At 30.9% G+C, this 15,501-nt stretch carries 20 protein-coding genes; 6 read left to right on the top strand and 14 right to left on the bottom strand.

Going from position 1 to position 15,501, the window contains the following annotated elements; all coding sequences use genetic code 11:
- The first annotated feature begins 120 nt into the window (after positions 1-120).
- A complete protein-coding gene (locus Q4Q40_RS21575; RefSeq protein WP_303304122.1) occupies positions 121-891 on the top strand; it encodes an IclR family transcriptional regulator in 771 nt (256 codons plus the stop codon).
- On the top strand, positions 878-1,207 hold the full coding sequence (locus Q4Q40_RS24225) for a hypothetical protein (RefSeq protein ID WP_303304121.1): 330 nt from the start codon (positions 878-880) through the stop codon (positions 1,205-1,207). Before Q4Q40_RS21575 ends, Q4Q40_RS24225 begins: the two co-directional genes overlap by 14 nt.
- 157 nt (positions 1,208-1,364) lie before the next feature.
- Here the strand turns inward: Q4Q40_RS24225 and Q4Q40_RS21565 are convergent, their stop codons facing one another.
- Entirely contained in the window at positions 1,365-1,655 is a 291-nt protein-coding gene (locus Q4Q40_RS21565) for a hypothetical protein (RefSeq protein ID WP_303304120.1), read from the bottom strand.
- Positions 1,656-1,728: 73 nt separating this feature from the next.
- Here Q4Q40_RS21565 and Q4Q40_RS21560 point away from each other — a divergent pair, with 73 nt between their 5' ends.
- A complete protein-coding gene (locus tag Q4Q40_RS21560) occupies positions 1,729-2,529 on the top strand; it encodes a class I SAM-dependent methyltransferase (protein WP_303304119.1) in 801 nt (266 codons plus the stop codon).
- Between the two features lie 514 nt (positions 2,530-3,043).
- On the opposite strand, the gene Q4Q40_RS21555 is transcribed toward Q4Q40_RS21560, so the two are convergent.
- The 13 genes from Q4Q40_RS21555 to Q4Q40_RS21495 form a co-directional block, all read right to left on the bottom strand.
- Positions 3,044-4,687, bottom strand: a complete 1,644-nt coding sequence (locus tag Q4Q40_RS21555; protein ID WP_303304118.1) for a serine hydrolase domain-containing protein — start codon at positions 4,685-4,687, stop codon at positions 3,044-3,046.
- 129 nt (positions 4,688-4,816) lie between these two features.
- Positions 4,817-5,965 (bottom strand): helix-turn-helix domain-containing protein, encoded by a 1,149-nt coding sequence (locus Q4Q40_RS21550; protein ID WP_303304117.1) that lies wholly within the window; start codon positions 5,963-5,965, stop codon positions 4,817-4,819.
- A 287-nt stretch (positions 5,966-6,252) separates the two neighbouring features.
- Positions 6,253-6,516 (bottom strand): DUF1871 family protein, encoded by a 264-nt coding sequence (locus Q4Q40_RS21545; protein ID WP_303304116.1) that lies wholly within the window; start codon positions 6,514-6,516, stop codon positions 6,253-6,255.
- Complete coding sequence (locus Q4Q40_RS21540) at positions 6,513-6,770, bottom strand: hypothetical protein (RefSeq protein WP_303304114.1); 258 nt, start codon at positions 6,768-6,770, stop codon at positions 6,513-6,515. Before Q4Q40_RS21540 ends, Q4Q40_RS21545 begins: the two co-directional genes overlap by 4 nt.
- A gap of 199 nt (positions 6,771-6,969) precedes the next feature.
- Positions 6,970-7,473, bottom strand: a complete 504-nt coding sequence (locus tag Q4Q40_RS21535; RefSeq protein WP_303304112.1) for a GNAT family N-acetyltransferase — start codon at positions 7,471-7,473, stop codon at positions 6,970-6,972.
- 42 nt (positions 7,474-7,515) lie between these two features.
- Complete coding sequence (locus Q4Q40_RS21530) at positions 7,516-7,701, bottom strand: hypothetical protein (RefSeq protein ID WP_303304110.1); 186 nt, start codon at positions 7,699-7,701, stop codon at positions 7,516-7,518.
- 197 nt (positions 7,702-7,898) lie between these two features.
- A complete protein-coding gene (locus Q4Q40_RS21525; RefSeq protein ID WP_303304109.1) occupies positions 7,899-8,654 on the bottom strand; it encodes a hypothetical protein in 756 nt (251 codons plus the stop codon).
- A gap of 412 nt (positions 8,655-9,066) precedes the next feature.
- Positions 9,067-9,711: a hypothetical protein gene (locus tag Q4Q40_RS21520; protein ID WP_303304108.1), complete on the bottom strand. Its 645-nt coding sequence runs from the start codon at positions 9,709-9,711 to the stop codon at positions 9,067-9,069.
- Positions 9,712-9,752: 41 nt separating this feature from the next.
- Positions 9,753-10,277: an ankyrin repeat domain-containing protein gene (locus Q4Q40_RS21515; protein ID WP_303304107.1), complete on the bottom strand. Its 525-nt coding sequence runs from the start codon at positions 10,275-10,277 to the stop codon at positions 9,753-9,755.
- Between the two features lie 86 nt (positions 10,278-10,363).
- Positions 10,364-10,981, bottom strand: a complete 618-nt coding sequence (locus tag Q4Q40_RS21510) for a hypothetical protein (RefSeq protein WP_303304106.1) — start codon at positions 10,979-10,981, stop codon at positions 10,364-10,366.
- A gap of 389 nt (positions 10,982-11,370) precedes the next feature.
- Positions 11,371-11,712: a hypothetical protein gene (locus Q4Q40_RS21505; RefSeq protein WP_303304104.1), complete on the bottom strand. Its 342-nt coding sequence runs from the start codon at positions 11,710-11,712 to the stop codon at positions 11,371-11,373.
- 141 nt (positions 11,713-11,853) lie between these two features.
- A complete protein-coding gene (locus tag Q4Q40_RS21500) occupies positions 11,854-12,912 on the bottom strand; it encodes a hypothetical protein (RefSeq protein ID WP_303304103.1) in 1,059 nt (352 codons plus the stop codon).
- Between the two features lie 317 nt (positions 12,913-13,229).
- A complete protein-coding gene (locus tag Q4Q40_RS21495; protein ID WP_303304102.1) occupies positions 13,230-13,712 on the bottom strand; it encodes a hypothetical protein in 483 nt (160 codons plus the stop codon).
- A 264-nt stretch (positions 13,713-13,976) separates the two neighbouring features.
- On the opposite strand from Q4Q40_RS21495, the gene Q4Q40_RS24250 reads away from it, so the two are divergent.
- From Q4Q40_RS24250 to Q4Q40_RS21480, 3 genes are all read left to right on the top strand, one after another.
- Positions 13,977-14,156, top strand: coding sequence for a transposase (locus Q4Q40_RS24250; RefSeq protein ID WP_496559860.1), 180 nt, complete (start codon positions 13,977-13,979; stop codon positions 14,154-14,156).
- Between the two features lie 88 nt (positions 14,157-14,244).
- Complete coding sequence (locus tag Q4Q40_RS21485; protein ID WP_303304101.1) at positions 14,245-14,391, top strand: hypothetical protein; 147 nt, start codon at positions 14,245-14,247, stop codon at positions 14,389-14,391.
- Positions 14,392-14,650: 259 nt separating this feature from the next.
- Positions 14,651-15,445, top strand: coding sequence for a transposase (locus tag Q4Q40_RS21480; protein WP_303304100.1), 795 nt, complete (start codon positions 14,651-14,653; stop codon positions 15,443-15,445).
- Positions 15,446-15,501 lie beyond the last annotated feature (56 nt).

Below are 15,501 nucleotides of genomic sequence, written 5' to 3'. Positions count from 1 at the left end.
TTGCAAAAAACCACAAATCGTTTCATTATATGAAACATCGTTTCAAAAATAATACTTATTTTTGAATAATAAAAATTATTTTAGTTCTCTAAACAAGAGCGTGTTTAGTGGTTATATTTTATGAAAGAAGGTAGTAAAGATCTAAATTTATCAGTCATCAAAGCTTTTAAGCTTTTAGATGTGTATTTAACTGAAAAACAGGAATGGGGTGTGCGCGAATTAGCAAAAAAAACGGGTTATAATAAAACGACAACCTATCGCTTATTGAGTACATTAGAATCTTTAGATATTGTACAAAAAAATGATGACGACAAATATATTTTAGGGCTTAAATTATTCGAACTTGGGAATTTAGTACCTGTATATAAGTCATTAAGAAACTATTCTCGCACTGCTTTAGATACTATTGCTAAAGAAATTAAAGAGACTGTACATTTTGGCGTGTTAAGTAATAATCAAGTGTTGTATCTAAATAAAGCTGAAAGCGCACTAGGGTTGAAGGTTAGTACGCAAATTGGGTCTTACCAGCACGCTTATTGTACTGCTATAGGGAAAGTGCTTTTGGCATTTTCGTCTGCAGATAAAATTTCTGATTATTTAAAAAATGTAAAGCTAGAGGCCTTTACTTCTAACACGATAACTAATTCTAAAGCTTTATTGATTGAACTTGAACAAATAAAAGAAAGGGCATATGCATTAGATATGGAAGAGCTCGAATTGGGGCTTATTTGTATTGCTATTCCTGTATTTAATAAAAATAAAGAGGTTATTGCTAGTATTAGTGTTGCGGGGCCATCAAGTAGGTTTAAGGCTGAAAATGTACAGTCTTATTTGTCTATTATAAAAAAGGGTGCTTTTGAAATTGAGGCGCATTTGCGTGATTATAAATAAACGTTGTTCTATTGTTATTATAAATCAGGTAAAACAATGTCCATCTGGTGCGTTGCGCTATTATATGAATGCTGAAGGGGATAAAGCAGCGGAAACTTTAGAAACAAAAGTTGAGGTTTTAGAGAATGGCTCATTGTTGGTTTATGGTACGTTGCGGTTGACTTATAAAGATGGATCTACCGAAACTAAAATAAAACCACGGCATTTTGTAGATGTGGTGCTTCAAGAAATAAATCTTTTTGTGACGGCGCTCATGTTTCTAACGAATTTAAAGAGTAAAAGACGATTAAAAAAAAGCACTTCAACCATTGATTGAAGCGCTTTTGAATATATATAGGCGCAAAATGCGGAAAATTCTATTTATACTTTATATACGGTTTTAGTCGTAAGTTGGATGTTTTTATTACAAAAAAATAAAGAGAAATACTTCTGTAAGTTATATTTCAAAATCTGTGCCATGAGAAATTTTAATATCATTCTAAATCAATTTTAGTTCTGTTATAAGCGATTGTGTCATTTTTACTTATGGCAATAACATCGTTTGTTTTAGGTTTCCATGTCCATGAACGCTCAAAATGAGTACTATCTTTATCTACATTAAAAGAAAAACCTATTTTAGAAATATGTTTCCAGTTTTCAAAGCCGTGAGCCTTGGCTATTTTTTCTGCAATGGTAAGTGGTTTAATTTCTATCGCTTCTTCTTGTTTTTTCTTGCAAGAAAAGCTTAATGAAATGATAAGCGTAATGAGGGCATATTTTTTCATGATTGAAATTTTTAACAAAGATATAGAACATTCAATGAGATGTTTTATATTGAAGGTTAAATAATTGTAATGGATGGATACTAACGATATATATTTTAATACTAATAAAGCGACCTGGAATGATAAGGTAAAAGTACATGCCGCTAGTGAGATGTATCATTTAGATGATTTTAAGAAGGGGAGGTCTTCTTTAATGTCTTATGAGTTGGAGGCTTTAGGAAATGTGAAAGGGAGATCGCTATTGCACTTACAGTGTCATTTTGGGCAGGATACATTAAGTTGGAGTCGGTTAGGGGCTAAATGCACTGGTGTGGATTTAAGTGATGGTGGTATTAAGTTAGCACAGCGTTTAAATACAGAATTAAACTTAGATGCTGAGTTTGTTTGCTGTAATGTTTTGGATACTTCGGATTTTATAAAAGATACATTTGATATTGTTTTTACAAGTTATGGTGTGATTGGTTGGTTGCCCGATTTAAAGCCTTGGGGACAGATGATTGCGGAACGTTTAAAGGAAGGTGGTACGTTTTTTATGGCTGAATTTCATCCTATAGTTTGGATGTTCGATTATTTAGAGGGTAAATCTGTTATGAGATATGGCTATATGCAAGCTGATGTTATTTATGAAGAATATGAAGGGACTTATGCGAATCAAGAATCAAAGATGGTGAGTAAAGAATATGGGTGGAATCATGGTTTGGGCGAAGTCGTTTCTGCTTTAACTGAAGCTGGTTTGCATATTGAGTATTTAAAGGAATACGACGAAAGCCCTTATGATGTTTTGCCAGATCTACAGAAAACCGAATCTGGAATGTATGTTACTAAGGATAAATTGTACCCGTTAATTTTTACGTTGAAAGCTACTAAGTTGTAGGGTGTAAAGGGGAGTGTTGACAATAAAATTTTACCTGATAGTGCGGATTTTATAATCCGTGATTTTTATCTCAAACATAGGTCATTATTTAAAGTTATCATTTCATTATAATAGTCTTATTTTCTTATGAACATAGAGCGTATTTCCGAGCTAGTAATCGTGCTATACCCGAGCCTTAATAATTAATTTAACTATTATTAAATAAGAGTATATCTATAAGTAAATTTATGAGTGGTTTTAGTTAAAAACTATGAATAGTGAAGTCCCGTTAGCGCGGATTTTATAATCAGTGATTTTATCTTAAACATAGCTCATTCTTTGAAACTATCACTTTATTACAAAAGTTTTATTTTATTGGACTCAAATGGAGTTAAAACTATGTACTTTAGTGGATGTCTCTTTCGGCTTCTAAAAACTTTTGACACGAACCAGCCCGCCGGCTGGCAGGTTTCACGAATTCACACGAATTCAGTTTTACCATATTTCGTTTTAGCAAATGTTATGTGTCGTTATTTTATTCATTTTTATAGAAAAATACATCATAGGAATTTTGTCCTGAGATCTTACATCCATCAATGTTTCCTTTGCTGTTTCTTGTAAATTCTATACGACCAATATATGGTAAATCAGTAATGAAACTATCTTTGTCTATTGGTTTTAATTCTACATCACTATTAAAGTTATGTGTAGCTATTATTATATTGTCTTTTATTATAAATTCATAGGAGGTTTCAACTTCATTATTTTTATAAATTCCTGTGAATTCTTTTAAATCTATATCAGTATATATTGGAGGATTCAGAGTTACTTTTTTAGCAGGATAATAAAAGTCTGAAAAATGCCAATTAAGACCATTTGTTATAAACTTGAACTTACTATGTGTTCTGGCTGGAAACTCAAATTCATTTTCTCCCAAAACAGGTAATTTCAATTTATTATCATTGCCATAACTCTTAAAGAAAAGGGAATCTTGTTCGGCTACAATAGTTATATATAAACCTGGAAAAACTTGATAATCTCCTTCAAACTTTTTTAAATTCTTGTTTGTGTAGTTTGGCAGTTCTTTTTTAATTGGTTTTTTAATGTAATTGGATAAAAATATGTCTAATAATCCATAAGATATATTTAAAGGATTGAATGATTCAAAATTACCAGAAATAGCAATATTAAGTTTATGTTTAGGCACTCTTAACAAATACGATCTATAACCTGCATCTCCACCTCCGTGAAAAATAACATCTAAACCTTTGTAAACTTTTAATTCTTGACCTAATGCATACGGAATGATTTCTCCATTGTTTAAATGACCTTTTGCCTCCATTTTTTTAAATATACTTTTACTTCCAATGATTAGATTATCAAAGTTATTAGCCCAAAGAGACAAATCGTTTATTGTGGTATAAAGTCCTGTGGATCCAACTATAGATCTATTAAGAGGGATATAATAATACTTGTTGTTTTGTTTGCCATAAGAAAGTGCTTTGTTTTTTACCACTAAACCTGGGTCATCTAAAAATAAGCTGTTTTTCATATTTAAAGGTTCAAAAATTCTTTTGTGAGCAAACTCTGCAAAGGTTATCCCAGAAACACGTTTCACAATTTCTGCTAACAAGATATAACCAGAATTACAATACTGAAACCTAGAGCCTGGTATAAAATTTAATCCTTTTTGTCTTAATAATAGATTTACCATCTGTATTTGACTTGTTCGGTCTAAATCTGTTCTACCTTTAAGACTATTTAAATCTGTATTATCTCTAAATCCGCTTGTGTGGTTTAGAAAATGCTTAATAGTTATATTGTGTGGTAATCTGTTGAGTTCAGGTAAATACTTTGTAATGTTATCATCTATAGAAAGTTTTCCTTCGTCTTCTAATAATAAGATTGAGAATGCGGTAAATTGTTTTGATATTGAGCCTACAACAAATTTTGTAGAATCTGTTATAGGAATCATATGTTCTAAATTAGAATACCCTCTATTCTTTTTATAGATAACGTTTCCATCTTTAGCTACAGAAATAGCCATTCCTGGATTATTTTTAATTAGATATTCATTAAGTAATACTTCTATTTTTTGAGCATTGATATCTTGCGATTGATTTTGCGCGAAAACAGAAAAGGTTAGCATAGTAAAGATTGATAAAAAAAGAGTTTTCATTTTTGTTTTGTTTTAAATTCAAGACAAAAGTGAAAAGAAGTCATTAATATGGCGTACTACTTTATTTAGTTGTACGCTTTTTTATATTATAAATACGTGTTACTTTTTTGGAAGGCGTACTACTTTATGTTAACGTGTTTGTTTTAAGTGGTTTGCGCGATACTCGGTTGGTGTTAATCCTGTGTGTTTTTTAAAAGCTTTATTGAAAGGAGATTTAGAATTAAAGCCAACATCGTACAAAATCTCTAAAATAGTGAGCTTTTTATTTGAAGGTTTTTCTATTAATATTATCGCTTTTTTTATACGATATGTTGTTATGAAATCGAAAAAATGCTGATTTAAATGATGATTGATTAAAATAGATAATTCTCGTGAAGGCATTCCAAATTGATAAGCCAATTTCTGAATGGTTAATGAAGCATCAAGAAAGGGTTCTTTCTCTTCCATAAAATGCTCCAGGTTTTTAATTTGTGACTTTACAACGCTATCAATTTCTGTAACTAAATTCGTTTTTTTTAGTTCTTTGGTTATTAAAAGGTGTTTAGAATCGATGGCCTTAAATAACTCGGGTTGATACATGCTTTTCAACACAATCCAAAATAGAAAGCCTAATAAAACTATTATAAGTAATAGACGCATTAAATTTAAAGTATCTACATTACTACCTATAAATTTATACAATTGTTTAAATTGAGAAAATGTAAAAATAAATGAAACGACTAAGGTTAATTGATATAGCCATTTGTAATTAAAAGAAGATGTATTTGAATAGTTTTCTATAAGTAGTTTTTTGTATTTTTTTAGTTCAATAAACATTAAAACCAAGTAAAACAAGCTAATAAGTGTGCTAACTGCATAACTAATTTTAACTTCAATTTGCGAGTTAAAATTTTCAGTAAAAAGAATTCTGTCACTTTCACTAACTCCATAAAATCGAGGGGTAAATATTAAAATGCCAATAATTAAAGGAAGCAAATGTAAGAGGTGTATATAGCGAAGTTTAAAATCTGAATATATATTGGTTAATAGATACAAAAAAAGTAGCGGACTAGATAGATCAATAATTTGATCTCGTAACATTTCAATAACAGATGGAAATTCTATATATTGAGAATAGAAGAAAACACTAATGTGTATTGCAAATACAATAAAATATATGGCTAATAATTTATTTCCTATTTTGTTTTTAGGTTTTACAGTTAGTAGAAAAAAGGATAGTAGTACAGAAAAAAACAGAATAACAAAAGTAATAGTACCTACTATAGTAAGTTTATCCATTAGTTATATTGTTTTATTGTTTTCATAATTGTACTTAACGTGAGTTTGTGTATTAACTTAAATCTGACCTGATAATCACATATTTATAATGCTTCATTGATGCCTGTCTGAATACTCCAGCAATAGAAATAGGTTCATGCACAGCCTGATGTTTTGGCTAAGATTAGTTGTGACGTTTAGCCGTAAATTTAGCAAAAGGGAACGAACCAGTGGAAAATTCCTTTGGAATTTTCCAAGTAAGCGATGCCCAAGTAATTGATTTTAGCCCTTGTTGCGCTTTCGTGTTTTTATTTCTTATTTAACATTAAATAAATCTTGTTGGCTATTTCTAAACTTTTTTTTGTTTCTACATCAATATCAAACGCTTGTTCTAAAACAGACCTTACCATTTTTGAAATTTGCTCCACTGAATTTTTTTTATCAATATGAAACAAAATGTCCGTAGCCTCTATATCATAGTTATCCAAATCACTGATTTGATTAGCTTGCTCACCAAGTGGATTCCATTCAGATAGCATGTCTTTAAGTTTTTCTATATGTCTTTTATTCATTTTTCTGTAGATACAAATTGAGATCTCGTTTTTCCAATATTTTTTAGTCCGTTTTCCCGACAAAATTTGTCAAGCTCGATTAGATCTACTTCTATGTCATTGGTAACAATTCCTTTTGATGAAAGCTCTTTCTTTGCCCTAAGATACGATTTATGCCATTCCTTCCATGTATTAAACATGCTTTCACGGTCATCTATCATAGATAATAATTTTCTCCAATCTTTTTTTCTGTAATAGGCAAGGTTTACTTCCATTTTTATTTCTGTCAAATTTTTATAACGTTTAATATGTGTGTCGTAGCAAGGTAAAATGTTACCTTGCTTTTCGGTTTTTCTTGCGCATTGATTGCTAACTTTTCCTTTTAGCAAACTTTGCGTTTTACCAAAAGTACAACAATCATTCGGTTAATCTCTTAGCTGCTATGATCACTATATATTGTTGGTAAATCGTTTTTTATTCCATTTTTAATACTTTTTCCATTTTATAATCCTCAACCGAATGTCCATTAGGGAAGGAGTTTACAATCGATTCTACTATTTTAAATCCCTTTTTAAGGTAAATGTCAATGGTATTCTGGTTTTGTTGGTTAACAATTAGCTCAATTTTTTCAATTCCATTGTCCGTTGCAAATCCGTTAACATATTCCAACGCTGTTTTTCCAATTTTCAGTCCACGAAACGATTCCAGAATATAAAGTTTGCTTAAAATCAGTTTTTTATTCAGTTTTTGAATTCCTAAATAGCCAACATTTTTAGTATTAAAGTTTAATAGAAAATAGCTAAAATTTTCATTTTTAATTTGGTCTTCAATTGCATTTTCCGATTGAAATTCCATTAAAAAATAATCGGTATGTTCAGCTGGAATTATAGGGTCATAAACTTCGTGTAAAATTTCATTCGCCAATTTTTCGATGACTTTAAATTCAGTTTTTTTATCAGCTCTTTTAATCTCAATCATCTTTTTTTTTCGAATGTTTGCTATTGTAACGCGTTTTTTTATTTATTCTTTTGAAACTCCCACATATTTTGCATTACATACATATATTAAAATTCCTTGAATTGGAATTGGAAGAAGTGCTTTTATATTTCCAGTTGTCAGTCTGTAAAAATTCCAACATAACAGAAGGATTATATATCCAATTAGAGAATATTCGAATGCTTTTTCTTTAAATCTTATTTTCTCCATTAAGTTTGGTCAAATGTGTTATAGCGGTTCGATATAAGAATAGCGCGGTTTTGTGTCTGAGGATTTTTCGCAGGGAAATCAGAGTAACCAAATACGTACCAACCTTTTGATTTATGATTAAACTTAAACATTATTTTTAGTAATGTTTAATGTAAAATACGTTTTAATGTGTTTTTACATAATGCTGTGTGTGCGTTTTATATTTTATGTTTATCTAATACTCGTTTTTTCTTGTAGACTCCATTGTTTGAAAAGGCCTCAATTTTGATTTCCTTAATTGGTACAAATTTAAAGAATACCAGTCCATTTATTTTTAGTGAATCGTTTCTTTTAATGGTTATTCTGTCAATAGAACCTCCAATATAATCCCGAACTAAAATTGCAGGAATCTTAATCGATTTTAGAACACCTATATTGCCCTTTGATTCTTCTAATTTTATATTTCCTTTTCTGAATCCAATTTCACTACCGTCTACTGGAACGTTAAAATGTTCTAATTCAATACCTTTAATAATTAGGCTATCATTCCTTTCTTCAAAATCATTAAATCTATACGATAAATTGAAAGAAGTTCCTATAGAGTATTTGTAACGGTCAGTTACAATTTTGATTCCATTGATAGACGAAATCTCCGTTGATTCAAATTCTGGAATTCGGTTTCCTCCTTTTACAAATTCAACGGTATGAATAGTGTCTGTAGATGGTATTTCAGTTAGATACCTAAAAGGTATCTGTTTAGCTTCAACAATGTTAATAATTTCACTAGAGTCTTTTAGTGTATAACCATATATAGAACCATCATTAAGTGTGCTCCATGCCTGATATTCCAATAGCGATAAACTAGAGTTATTTATTGGCTGTTCATAGAGTTCAGTTACTTCATACCCTCTTCTGCAACTAAAAAGTGCTATTGTAGTATATATGTAAAATACGTATTTCATTCTCAGTTTCATGACACACACGGTTTTGTATAAGATTAGCTGCATGATAATGATATTTTGTTTTATTAGCTTTCTCAATTTCCTCAAGTGGATACTCAATAGAATTGACCTTCCAAAAAAAAATCATTCTCAATTAATTTCTGGTTTTTATAACCATAGATTATTAAATCATGATGGCGGGTTACTCCAGTACCCTTAACAAAACCTATTTTAAATTCAACATCATTTTCAAATGTATAATTATACATCATCCAAGCTCGACTCACTTTTGGATCTAATTCTTTTTCGATTAGGTAGGATTTTTTTTGTCTCTTTTTTGCAAGAGAATAGCATAAAAAGCAATACCAAAATTATAAATGAATTTAGTCTTTATCATTTTTTTAGAGTTATGCAACAGTCACCGGTGTTGTAAAACATTTTTTTATTATAATGCAGAACAGTAGTTAAAAATCAGCACATTATCATCATACATTTTTTCTTTAAACTTATTAAAGACTTTAAAAAAATCTTGGTCAACTGACTCAAATTCATTGTTGTAATGTTTCTCAATTAAAGAATTCAAATTCATCTGTATTTTTTTAAGATCCGCTTTCATACTAAAATCAACAATAGAGATATCACAATTTTCAGCTAATTTATAATCGACTCCTACTTCTTGGAAGTTTTTTCCCCCAATTAAATTATAAATTTTTTCATTTTCAATTAATAAAATCTTGTCTCCGACTCCAAATTGTTTTTTTTCAAATAATTTTACGTCTATTATTTTTTCAGAACTAAATTTTATTCTATTTATTGGTAGAAAAAAGTCTAATTCAAAATTTTCAGATAAATTCAAACTATGAACTTCTGTGTAGATGTATGGTGTATTATGGAATTCTCTGGAAAAATATTCAAAAAATGATTCTTTGTCACTATTGAAACCTTCTGAATATGTATAATGATAAACGTAACCAGTTACTTTTTCATTTCCATTTTGTAATTCTATTTTATATCTAAAAGCCAATCCAGCATCTGCATATGAATTTATGCTTAGAATTAATAAAAGAGTCAGAATTAATAATTTTCTCATAGAATGATTTGATAAATGTTTTGTTAACAATATTTTCCTAGTTAGAATAAATTTTCTATCTCTTTAAAACCTTTCTGAATTGCAACTTCCTTAGGGGTTTGCCCCTCTGAATTTTTAACATTAATGTTTGCTCCACTTTTTATTAGTAATGAGACCATATCTTTGGCATTTTTATAAACAGCTAGGTGTAGTGGAGTTTCGTAAAACCACCCTTCTGAAAAAGTGTCAATATTTGCTCCATTGTTTATCAGAAGTTTAGCTCCCTTCAAATGATTTTCGTACTCATAATCTTCAAGTGAATGTTGAATAATTAATTCATGTAAAGCAGTGGCTCCAAGTTTATTTGTCAAATTAACATCTGCTCCTGCTTCAATTAAAGTTTCAGCAACTTTTAATGAGTTTTCATTTATACATACTGAAGTTTTAATTAAAGGAGTCGCCTCAAGTTTATTATCTTTAATGTTCGGATCTGCTCCATTTTTAATTAGGTTAATTGCATCCTTAGCGACATCTGGATGTTCAAAAGAGGAATATGTTGATAAATCATCTGGGTTCCAATCACTCATAATTATTATTTTATTATTGTTAACGTTTAATGTAAAAGGTCGTTTTAATGCATTTTATAAATTGTTAGTAGCTTTTTACTCCGTTTTTATTTTAATTTTTGCTCAAATAGGGTTTCACTTTGTGCTCCAATAGGAGTGTAACCTGCTGCTATAACTAAATCTTTAAATTTTTCACTAATTATATCATTTTCAAGATTAATTATTTCTTTAATTACTTTCCTCTTTGAAAGTTTAAATTCTTCCATAATCTCATTAAGTATTTTATTAAATTCTAAAGAAGATATATTTGAAATTTGGTCTAAATTAATTAATTCCGACTTTGGGTAGATTGTTTGGAATCTTAATTTTTCATTCTCATCTGTCTTGTAATTATCATTTATGGATTTTCTACCGTTCTTTTTTTCAAGAAGAATAATTGTCATGTCGTGAACTTTATGATTGTTTAGATTATGTTTTTTTCCTTCTAAAAAAATAATTTTTGTTCCTTTCGATAATAATGAATCTTTTTTGATTCTATAGCTATACTTTGGAGAATCATCGCAATTTATGAATTGACTACAATTCTTTAAAAAGATTGAGTCTTTAACCTGCTGAAATTCCATTGCCCCATTTCCTGCAACTAGATAATATTCCTGCTCGAAGACTTTGGATGAAGTACATGAGAATAAAAGACCTAAAAGAAAGATTAATGATATTTTTTTCATTCAATTTTATATTACGTACAAATTGTTAGGCAATGTTTTAGATATCCAATTCCCTTTTTCATCATATTCATAAGTATAGCATTGTGTTCGACAAGATAAGATCTAGGATTTTCATCAATATATGATAAAAAAGACTGAATATACTTTTCCTCGCTACCCGAAAGCGACTCGTGAGCTGTTTGTTTTATTGCTTAACGTTTAGTATAAAAGGTCGTTTTAATTCCTTTTATACATCTTGGTAGCACTAAGATAACAAGTTTTTTAATTGTTTTAGAGAAGATTTACTATAATAAATTTTATGGTAAGGGTAACACATTTATTTTATGGGTTTTATATTTGGTGAACTTTAATAGATGTAAAAAGGCGTTTGGTTTAGTAGTGAACGCGTTTTAGTGTGTTTTTAGACCTTGTGGTGCGTTTTTTATTTTTTTAATTATCCATTGAAGTTCGTCTTGTTCTGTATTATACCCATCAATTTCTCCATATTTAAAATAAGTCGAAATATTAAAACCTTCTTCAATGTCATTATACCAAATTACCTTGTTGCCAGAGATTGCAACAACCCAAAATCCGTTTCCTTCTTCACCATATTCAATTTCCTTCCATTTAACGGGTTCGATTAAAATCTTATTCCAAAGCTGATTTTCTTTAACTGACATTCTAGAAACCCCTAACTCAATCAATTTATTAAGTTCAGAGAGAGAAATTGGCGTCCATTCTTTATGCACCACAACGCTCAGCTAAAATCTGTAGGCTGGTCGTTTATTAATTTCATTAAAACTATCAGATTCAAATTTCCTTTGCAAGTAACTTATTAGCATATAGATATTTTTAGCGATTGTTACCTCTCGTTCTTTCTTGATCTGAAATGGTTATTTAGGGTATTTGAATTCTATATCTATGTGGATAAGATGTGTTCTAATTCGGGCTCGGGAACGTAGTGGTTTAGGTTTTGGTAATAATTTAATCAATCGTATTGCTTCCTGATCATGCCAGGAATCATATGACTTTGTAATGACAGGATAAATTAAACTACCATCAGCTTTTAAAATACAAGATACTTTGACATAACAGCTAGTTTTAGGAACTTCTTGGGGTAATTTCCTTTTTATTTCTATGAATCTCTCAAATGAGGCTTTTCCTCCAGGAAAACGTTCATAAAAGCTCTCTTCTACTAGATTTATGAAAAATGGTTTCACAGCCTCCTCATCGGGAGCTAGTACTGTATTTCGATAAAGCGAATCTTCAAGGTGATAAAGTGAATCTCTTCGAAATTTTATTTTTTTCACCCTTAAATCAACTAAAGCATGATATTGTGTGGGAAAGTAAATTTCACAATCTTCATGCTTTTTTAATAGACTACATTCATAATCATTGTACCTAAAGATATACATTCCCAAAGAATAAGGATCATACATCGTTGGGGGATTATGGACATGTTTCCATTTTTCTTTTTGAAAAGGAAATTTTCTTTTTTGTTTGACATAAACATACTCTCCAAGGGAGGAACTACTTCTTAAATAAGGGATAAATGGAATTGTGGTTGTATGATTTTGCTTGATACTTTTAATATAAAGGGGTATATGATTTTCACCATATTGCCATTCTGCACCTTCTATTTTTATATAGCAATCTCTATTTTGAGGAATTTTTGCATGGAAATAACCCAAAGAATCGGTTGTTGTTTGTGAAAAAAGGGAGTCTTCAAAGTCGACAAGATATACTTCTACCTGCGCATTTGAATGCCAAAAAGCGTAACCCTGGTTTAGGTAATTATCTATGATAATTTCTTTTGCGGGAAATACCAGACTATTACTTAAGGATGTATTGAATGATATAAGTCTACTTCTAATTTCCTGAGCAGAAATACCAGTTGACATCAATATGCCAATTAAAAATGTTAAAGATGTAATTCTTAAAAATGGTGACATATTAATTTTTAGCATGAGAGGTAACGTTGATGTACATGAAAAGTTGCGTGTTTGTGTGCGAGGATTTCCCGAAGAAAAATCAGCAGCTAGCAAACAAAGCAACTCACTTTGTAAAAGCTAAAACCAGTAATTTGTTATATACGGTGTGACTGTTGCACAGCTACTTTTTTTGACTGAATTAGGTTATTTCTGAGAACTTTAAAAATAATGAATATTGATAATTAGCAACTTAGCAATCGTTTGGAAATTAAAAACACATGATTTCCTAAAAATTTTGAGTTGTGCAACAGTCATCAATGTTGTAGCACGTTTTTTTATCAATCACCTAACTGATTATTGATATCAATCATGTTTTCGAAATATTGCTTGACATCAAAATTAGCTGTTTGTTTTATTTCATCGAAAACAAAAGTTTTAAATATTCCATTAGATTTAATTTGGATAAAATAGTCAAAATCCGCTATTACTTGTTTGGTAATTTCATCGTTCGATTGTAATACGCTATTAGGAATTTGTAGAAGTTGTTTTGCTAAGTCAAATTTCTCTATCGATAATGGTTGGTTTTCAAAAGTAGTATTTTCCCAATCACTGATTTCAATTAAATCGCCAAATTCTGTGTCTTTATTGGAATCCGTATAAACGCCTTGTTCCGTCAGTAGATATAATTGTCGGCAGTCTCCAGCGCATAGACCATATATTTCTCCGAATATAATTTCTACTGATTTAGTATCTTGGTTATTGTCCGAGCTACAGTTCAAAATAAATATTGCTAACATTGTTAGTATTCCGATTTTTTTCATTTGTTTAAGTTTTTATTATATAGATGTCAAATATTAGGAATGGTTGCGTGAAATGCGCTACAACGTTAAGTGTAAAATGCGTTTTAATGCATTTTTACACAGTGTGGCTGTTGCACAAGACTAATAATTGATAAATTGATTATCTTTAGTTATGCAAGGAAAGAAAGAATATCAAGAGAAATTATTTTCACAGTTTCAACTCAGTGATCGTGTTTCTAAAGAGAGCTTTTATCGCTGATTAAAAGAAGTTCTGAACCTAGATTTTTGTACCCCCTAACCAAGTGTTACTATGGAGAAAGCGGACAAAAAAGCATCGATCCCGTAGTTTTCTTTAAACTGTGTTTGGTGGGTTATTTAGAAAACGTTATCAGCGATAGGCACTTGATGCAGCATAGCAGTATGCGTTTGGACATTCTCTATTTTTTAGGCTGTGATATAGATTGAAGAATTACCCTAGTATTCCACGATTAGCCGCACCCGTGGATTATATCCAGAGTCTGTATTTGAAGAAGTGTTTACCAAGGTTCTAAGTATGTGTGTAGACCAAGGTATGGTAAGCGGTCATACTCAAGCTATAGATTCCGCGCCAGCAAAAGCAAATGCTTCTATGGATACTTTAGAACTGAAAGTACCAAAGGAAGATCTAGAGCAGCACTTGCATCGTATCCGTCATAATTAGTACTATGGATAAAGAAACAACTCCTATATGACAATCAAAATGGAATAAAGCTTCAAAATCACAACAAGAAATAAGTGCTAGCGCAAGCGAGTTACAAGCCATAAGAAGCAGAAACAAAAAATGGCGTAAAGACCAAGACTAGTGTCCTGGAGCAGGCAATAAAGGCTCTAAATACACATCAAACAAAACCCACTATAGTCCTACCGATCCAGATGCCCGAATAAGTGTAAAACTGGGCAAGGCCAGAAAGCTTAATTATATGAGCCAGTTAAGTGTGGATACTGGACACCATGTGATTACGGATATCAAGGCTTATCATGCGGATGGTAAAGACAGTCAGTGTTTGCCCGATATATGTAACCGCTTAGAAAAACGTTTGCACAAACAGGGACTGTTATGGCATAACTGTATTGCGGATACGGGCTATAGTAGTGGAGAGAACTATGCTTATTTAGAAGAAAAGGGACTGCGCAGTTATATCCCTCCACACGGCACTTACAAAGGCGGGCCTGATGGGTTTGAGTATCACAAAGAGAAGGATTGTTACACCTGTCCACAAGGAAAGACCATTCCCTTTAAAAAGGTGTTTTTTGAGAAAAAGAACAATACTAAGAAGAAAGAATATAGGGCGTTAAAACATGTTTGTCTTGATTGTCCAATACGCTCGCAATGTCTAGGTAAATCTGCTCAGGAGAAGAAATTTACAGTCACTTTCTATAGAGAAGAATATGAACGTAATAATGCACGAGTGAACAGCCCTAGAGGCAGCTATATGAAAGGCAAACGTCAAAGTACGGTCGAACCCGTATTTGGAACGCTTACGCAGTTTCTAGGGCTTCGAAAAATAAATACATTGGGAATAAAGCAGGCAAACAAAGTCATGCATCTATCCGCCATTGCTTATAACCTGAAAAAGTACCTGAAATTCACCCAAAAAAGGGTGAAAAGTGGAGCAGGGATGCTTGCTTTATTATTTTTAATAAAAAATAGTGTGTACAAGCTCGAAAAGTTGTTTTTAAGGAGCCTTAAAATAGCTAATTATAAAGCGATCTAAAAAAAGAAACTGCCTTAGAAGGCAGTTATAGAAGTCTGTTTTTTATAATTTATTGG

The organism is Flavivirga jejuensis (genome assembly GCF_030540765.1).
In the GTDB taxonomy this organism is placed as follows: Bacteria; Bacteroidota; Bacteroidia; order Flavobacteriales; family Flavobacteriaceae; genus Flavivirga; species Flavivirga jejuensis.
The sequence above is the reverse complement of the archived record's forward strand: the minus strand, read 5'-3'. Positions and strand labels throughout refer to the sequence as shown.

What these genes read in the sequence shown, in the direction of transcription:
- Q4Q40_RS21575 (WP_303304122.1), top strand. Translation starts at nt 121, where the DNA reads ATGAAAGAAGGTAGTAAAGATCTAAATTTATCAGTCATCAAAGCTTTT.
- Q4Q40_RS21565 (WP_303304120.1), bottom strand. Translation starts at nt 1,655, where the DNA reads ATGAAAAAATATGCCCTCATTACGCTTATCATTTCATTAAGCTTTTCT.
- Q4Q40_RS21560 (WP_303304119.1), top strand. Translation starts at nt 1,729, where the DNA reads ATGGATACTAACGATATATATTTTAATACTAATAAAGCGACCTGGAAT.
- Q4Q40_RS21555 (WP_303304118.1), bottom strand. Translation starts at nt 4,687, where the DNA reads ATGAAAACTCTTTTTTTATCAATCTTTACTATGCTAACCTTTTCTGTT.
- Q4Q40_RS21550 (WP_303304117.1), bottom strand. Translation starts at nt 5,965, where the DNA reads ATGGATAAACTTACTATAGTAGGTACTATTACTTTTGTTATTCTGTTT.
- Q4Q40_RS21545 (WP_303304116.1), bottom strand. Translation starts at nt 6,516, where the DNA reads ATGAATAAAAGACATATAGAAAAACTTAAAGACATGCTATCTGAATGG.
- Q4Q40_RS21540 (WP_303304114.1), bottom strand. Translation starts at nt 6,770, where the DNA reads ATGGAAGTAAACCTTGCCTATTACAGAAAAAAAGATTGGAGAAAATTA.
- Q4Q40_RS21535 (WP_303304112.1), bottom strand. Translation starts at nt 7,473, where the DNA reads ATGATTGAGATTAAAAGAGCTGATAAAAAAACTGAATTTAAAGTCATC.
- Q4Q40_RS21530 (WP_303304110.1), bottom strand. Translation starts at nt 7,701, where the DNA reads ATGGAGAAAATAAGATTTAAAGAAAAAGCATTCGAATATTCTCTAATT.
- Q4Q40_RS21525 (WP_303304109.1), bottom strand. Translation starts at nt 8,654, where the DNA reads ATGAAACTGAGAATGAAATACGTATTTTACATATATACTACAATAGCA.
- Q4Q40_RS21520 (WP_303304108.1), bottom strand. Translation starts at nt 9,711, where the DNA reads ATGAGAAAATTATTAATTCTGACTCTTTTATTAATTCTAAGCATAAAT.
- Q4Q40_RS21515 (WP_303304107.1), bottom strand. Translation starts at nt 10,277, where the DNA reads ATGAGTGATTGGAACCCAGATGATTTATCAACATATTCCTCTTTTGAA.
- Q4Q40_RS21510 (WP_303304106.1), bottom strand. Translation starts at nt 10,981, where the DNA reads ATGAAAAAAATATCATTAATCTTTCTTTTAGGTCTTTTATTCTCATGT.
- Q4Q40_RS21500 (WP_303304103.1), bottom strand. Translation starts at nt 12,912, where the DNA reads ATGTCACCATTTTTAAGAATTACATCTTTAACATTTTTAATTGGCATA.
- Q4Q40_RS21495 (WP_303304102.1), bottom strand. Translation starts at nt 13,712, where the DNA reads ATGAAAAAAATCGGAATACTAACAATGTTAGCAATATTTATTTTGAAC.
- Q4Q40_RS21485 (WP_303304101.1), top strand. Translation starts at nt 14,245, where the DNA reads ATGTGTGTAGACCAAGGTATGGTAAGCGGTCATACTCAAGCTATAGAT.
- Q4Q40_RS21480 (WP_303304100.1), top strand. Translation starts at nt 14,651, where the DNA reads ATGAGCCAGTTAAGTGTGGATACTGGACACCATGTGATTACGGATATC.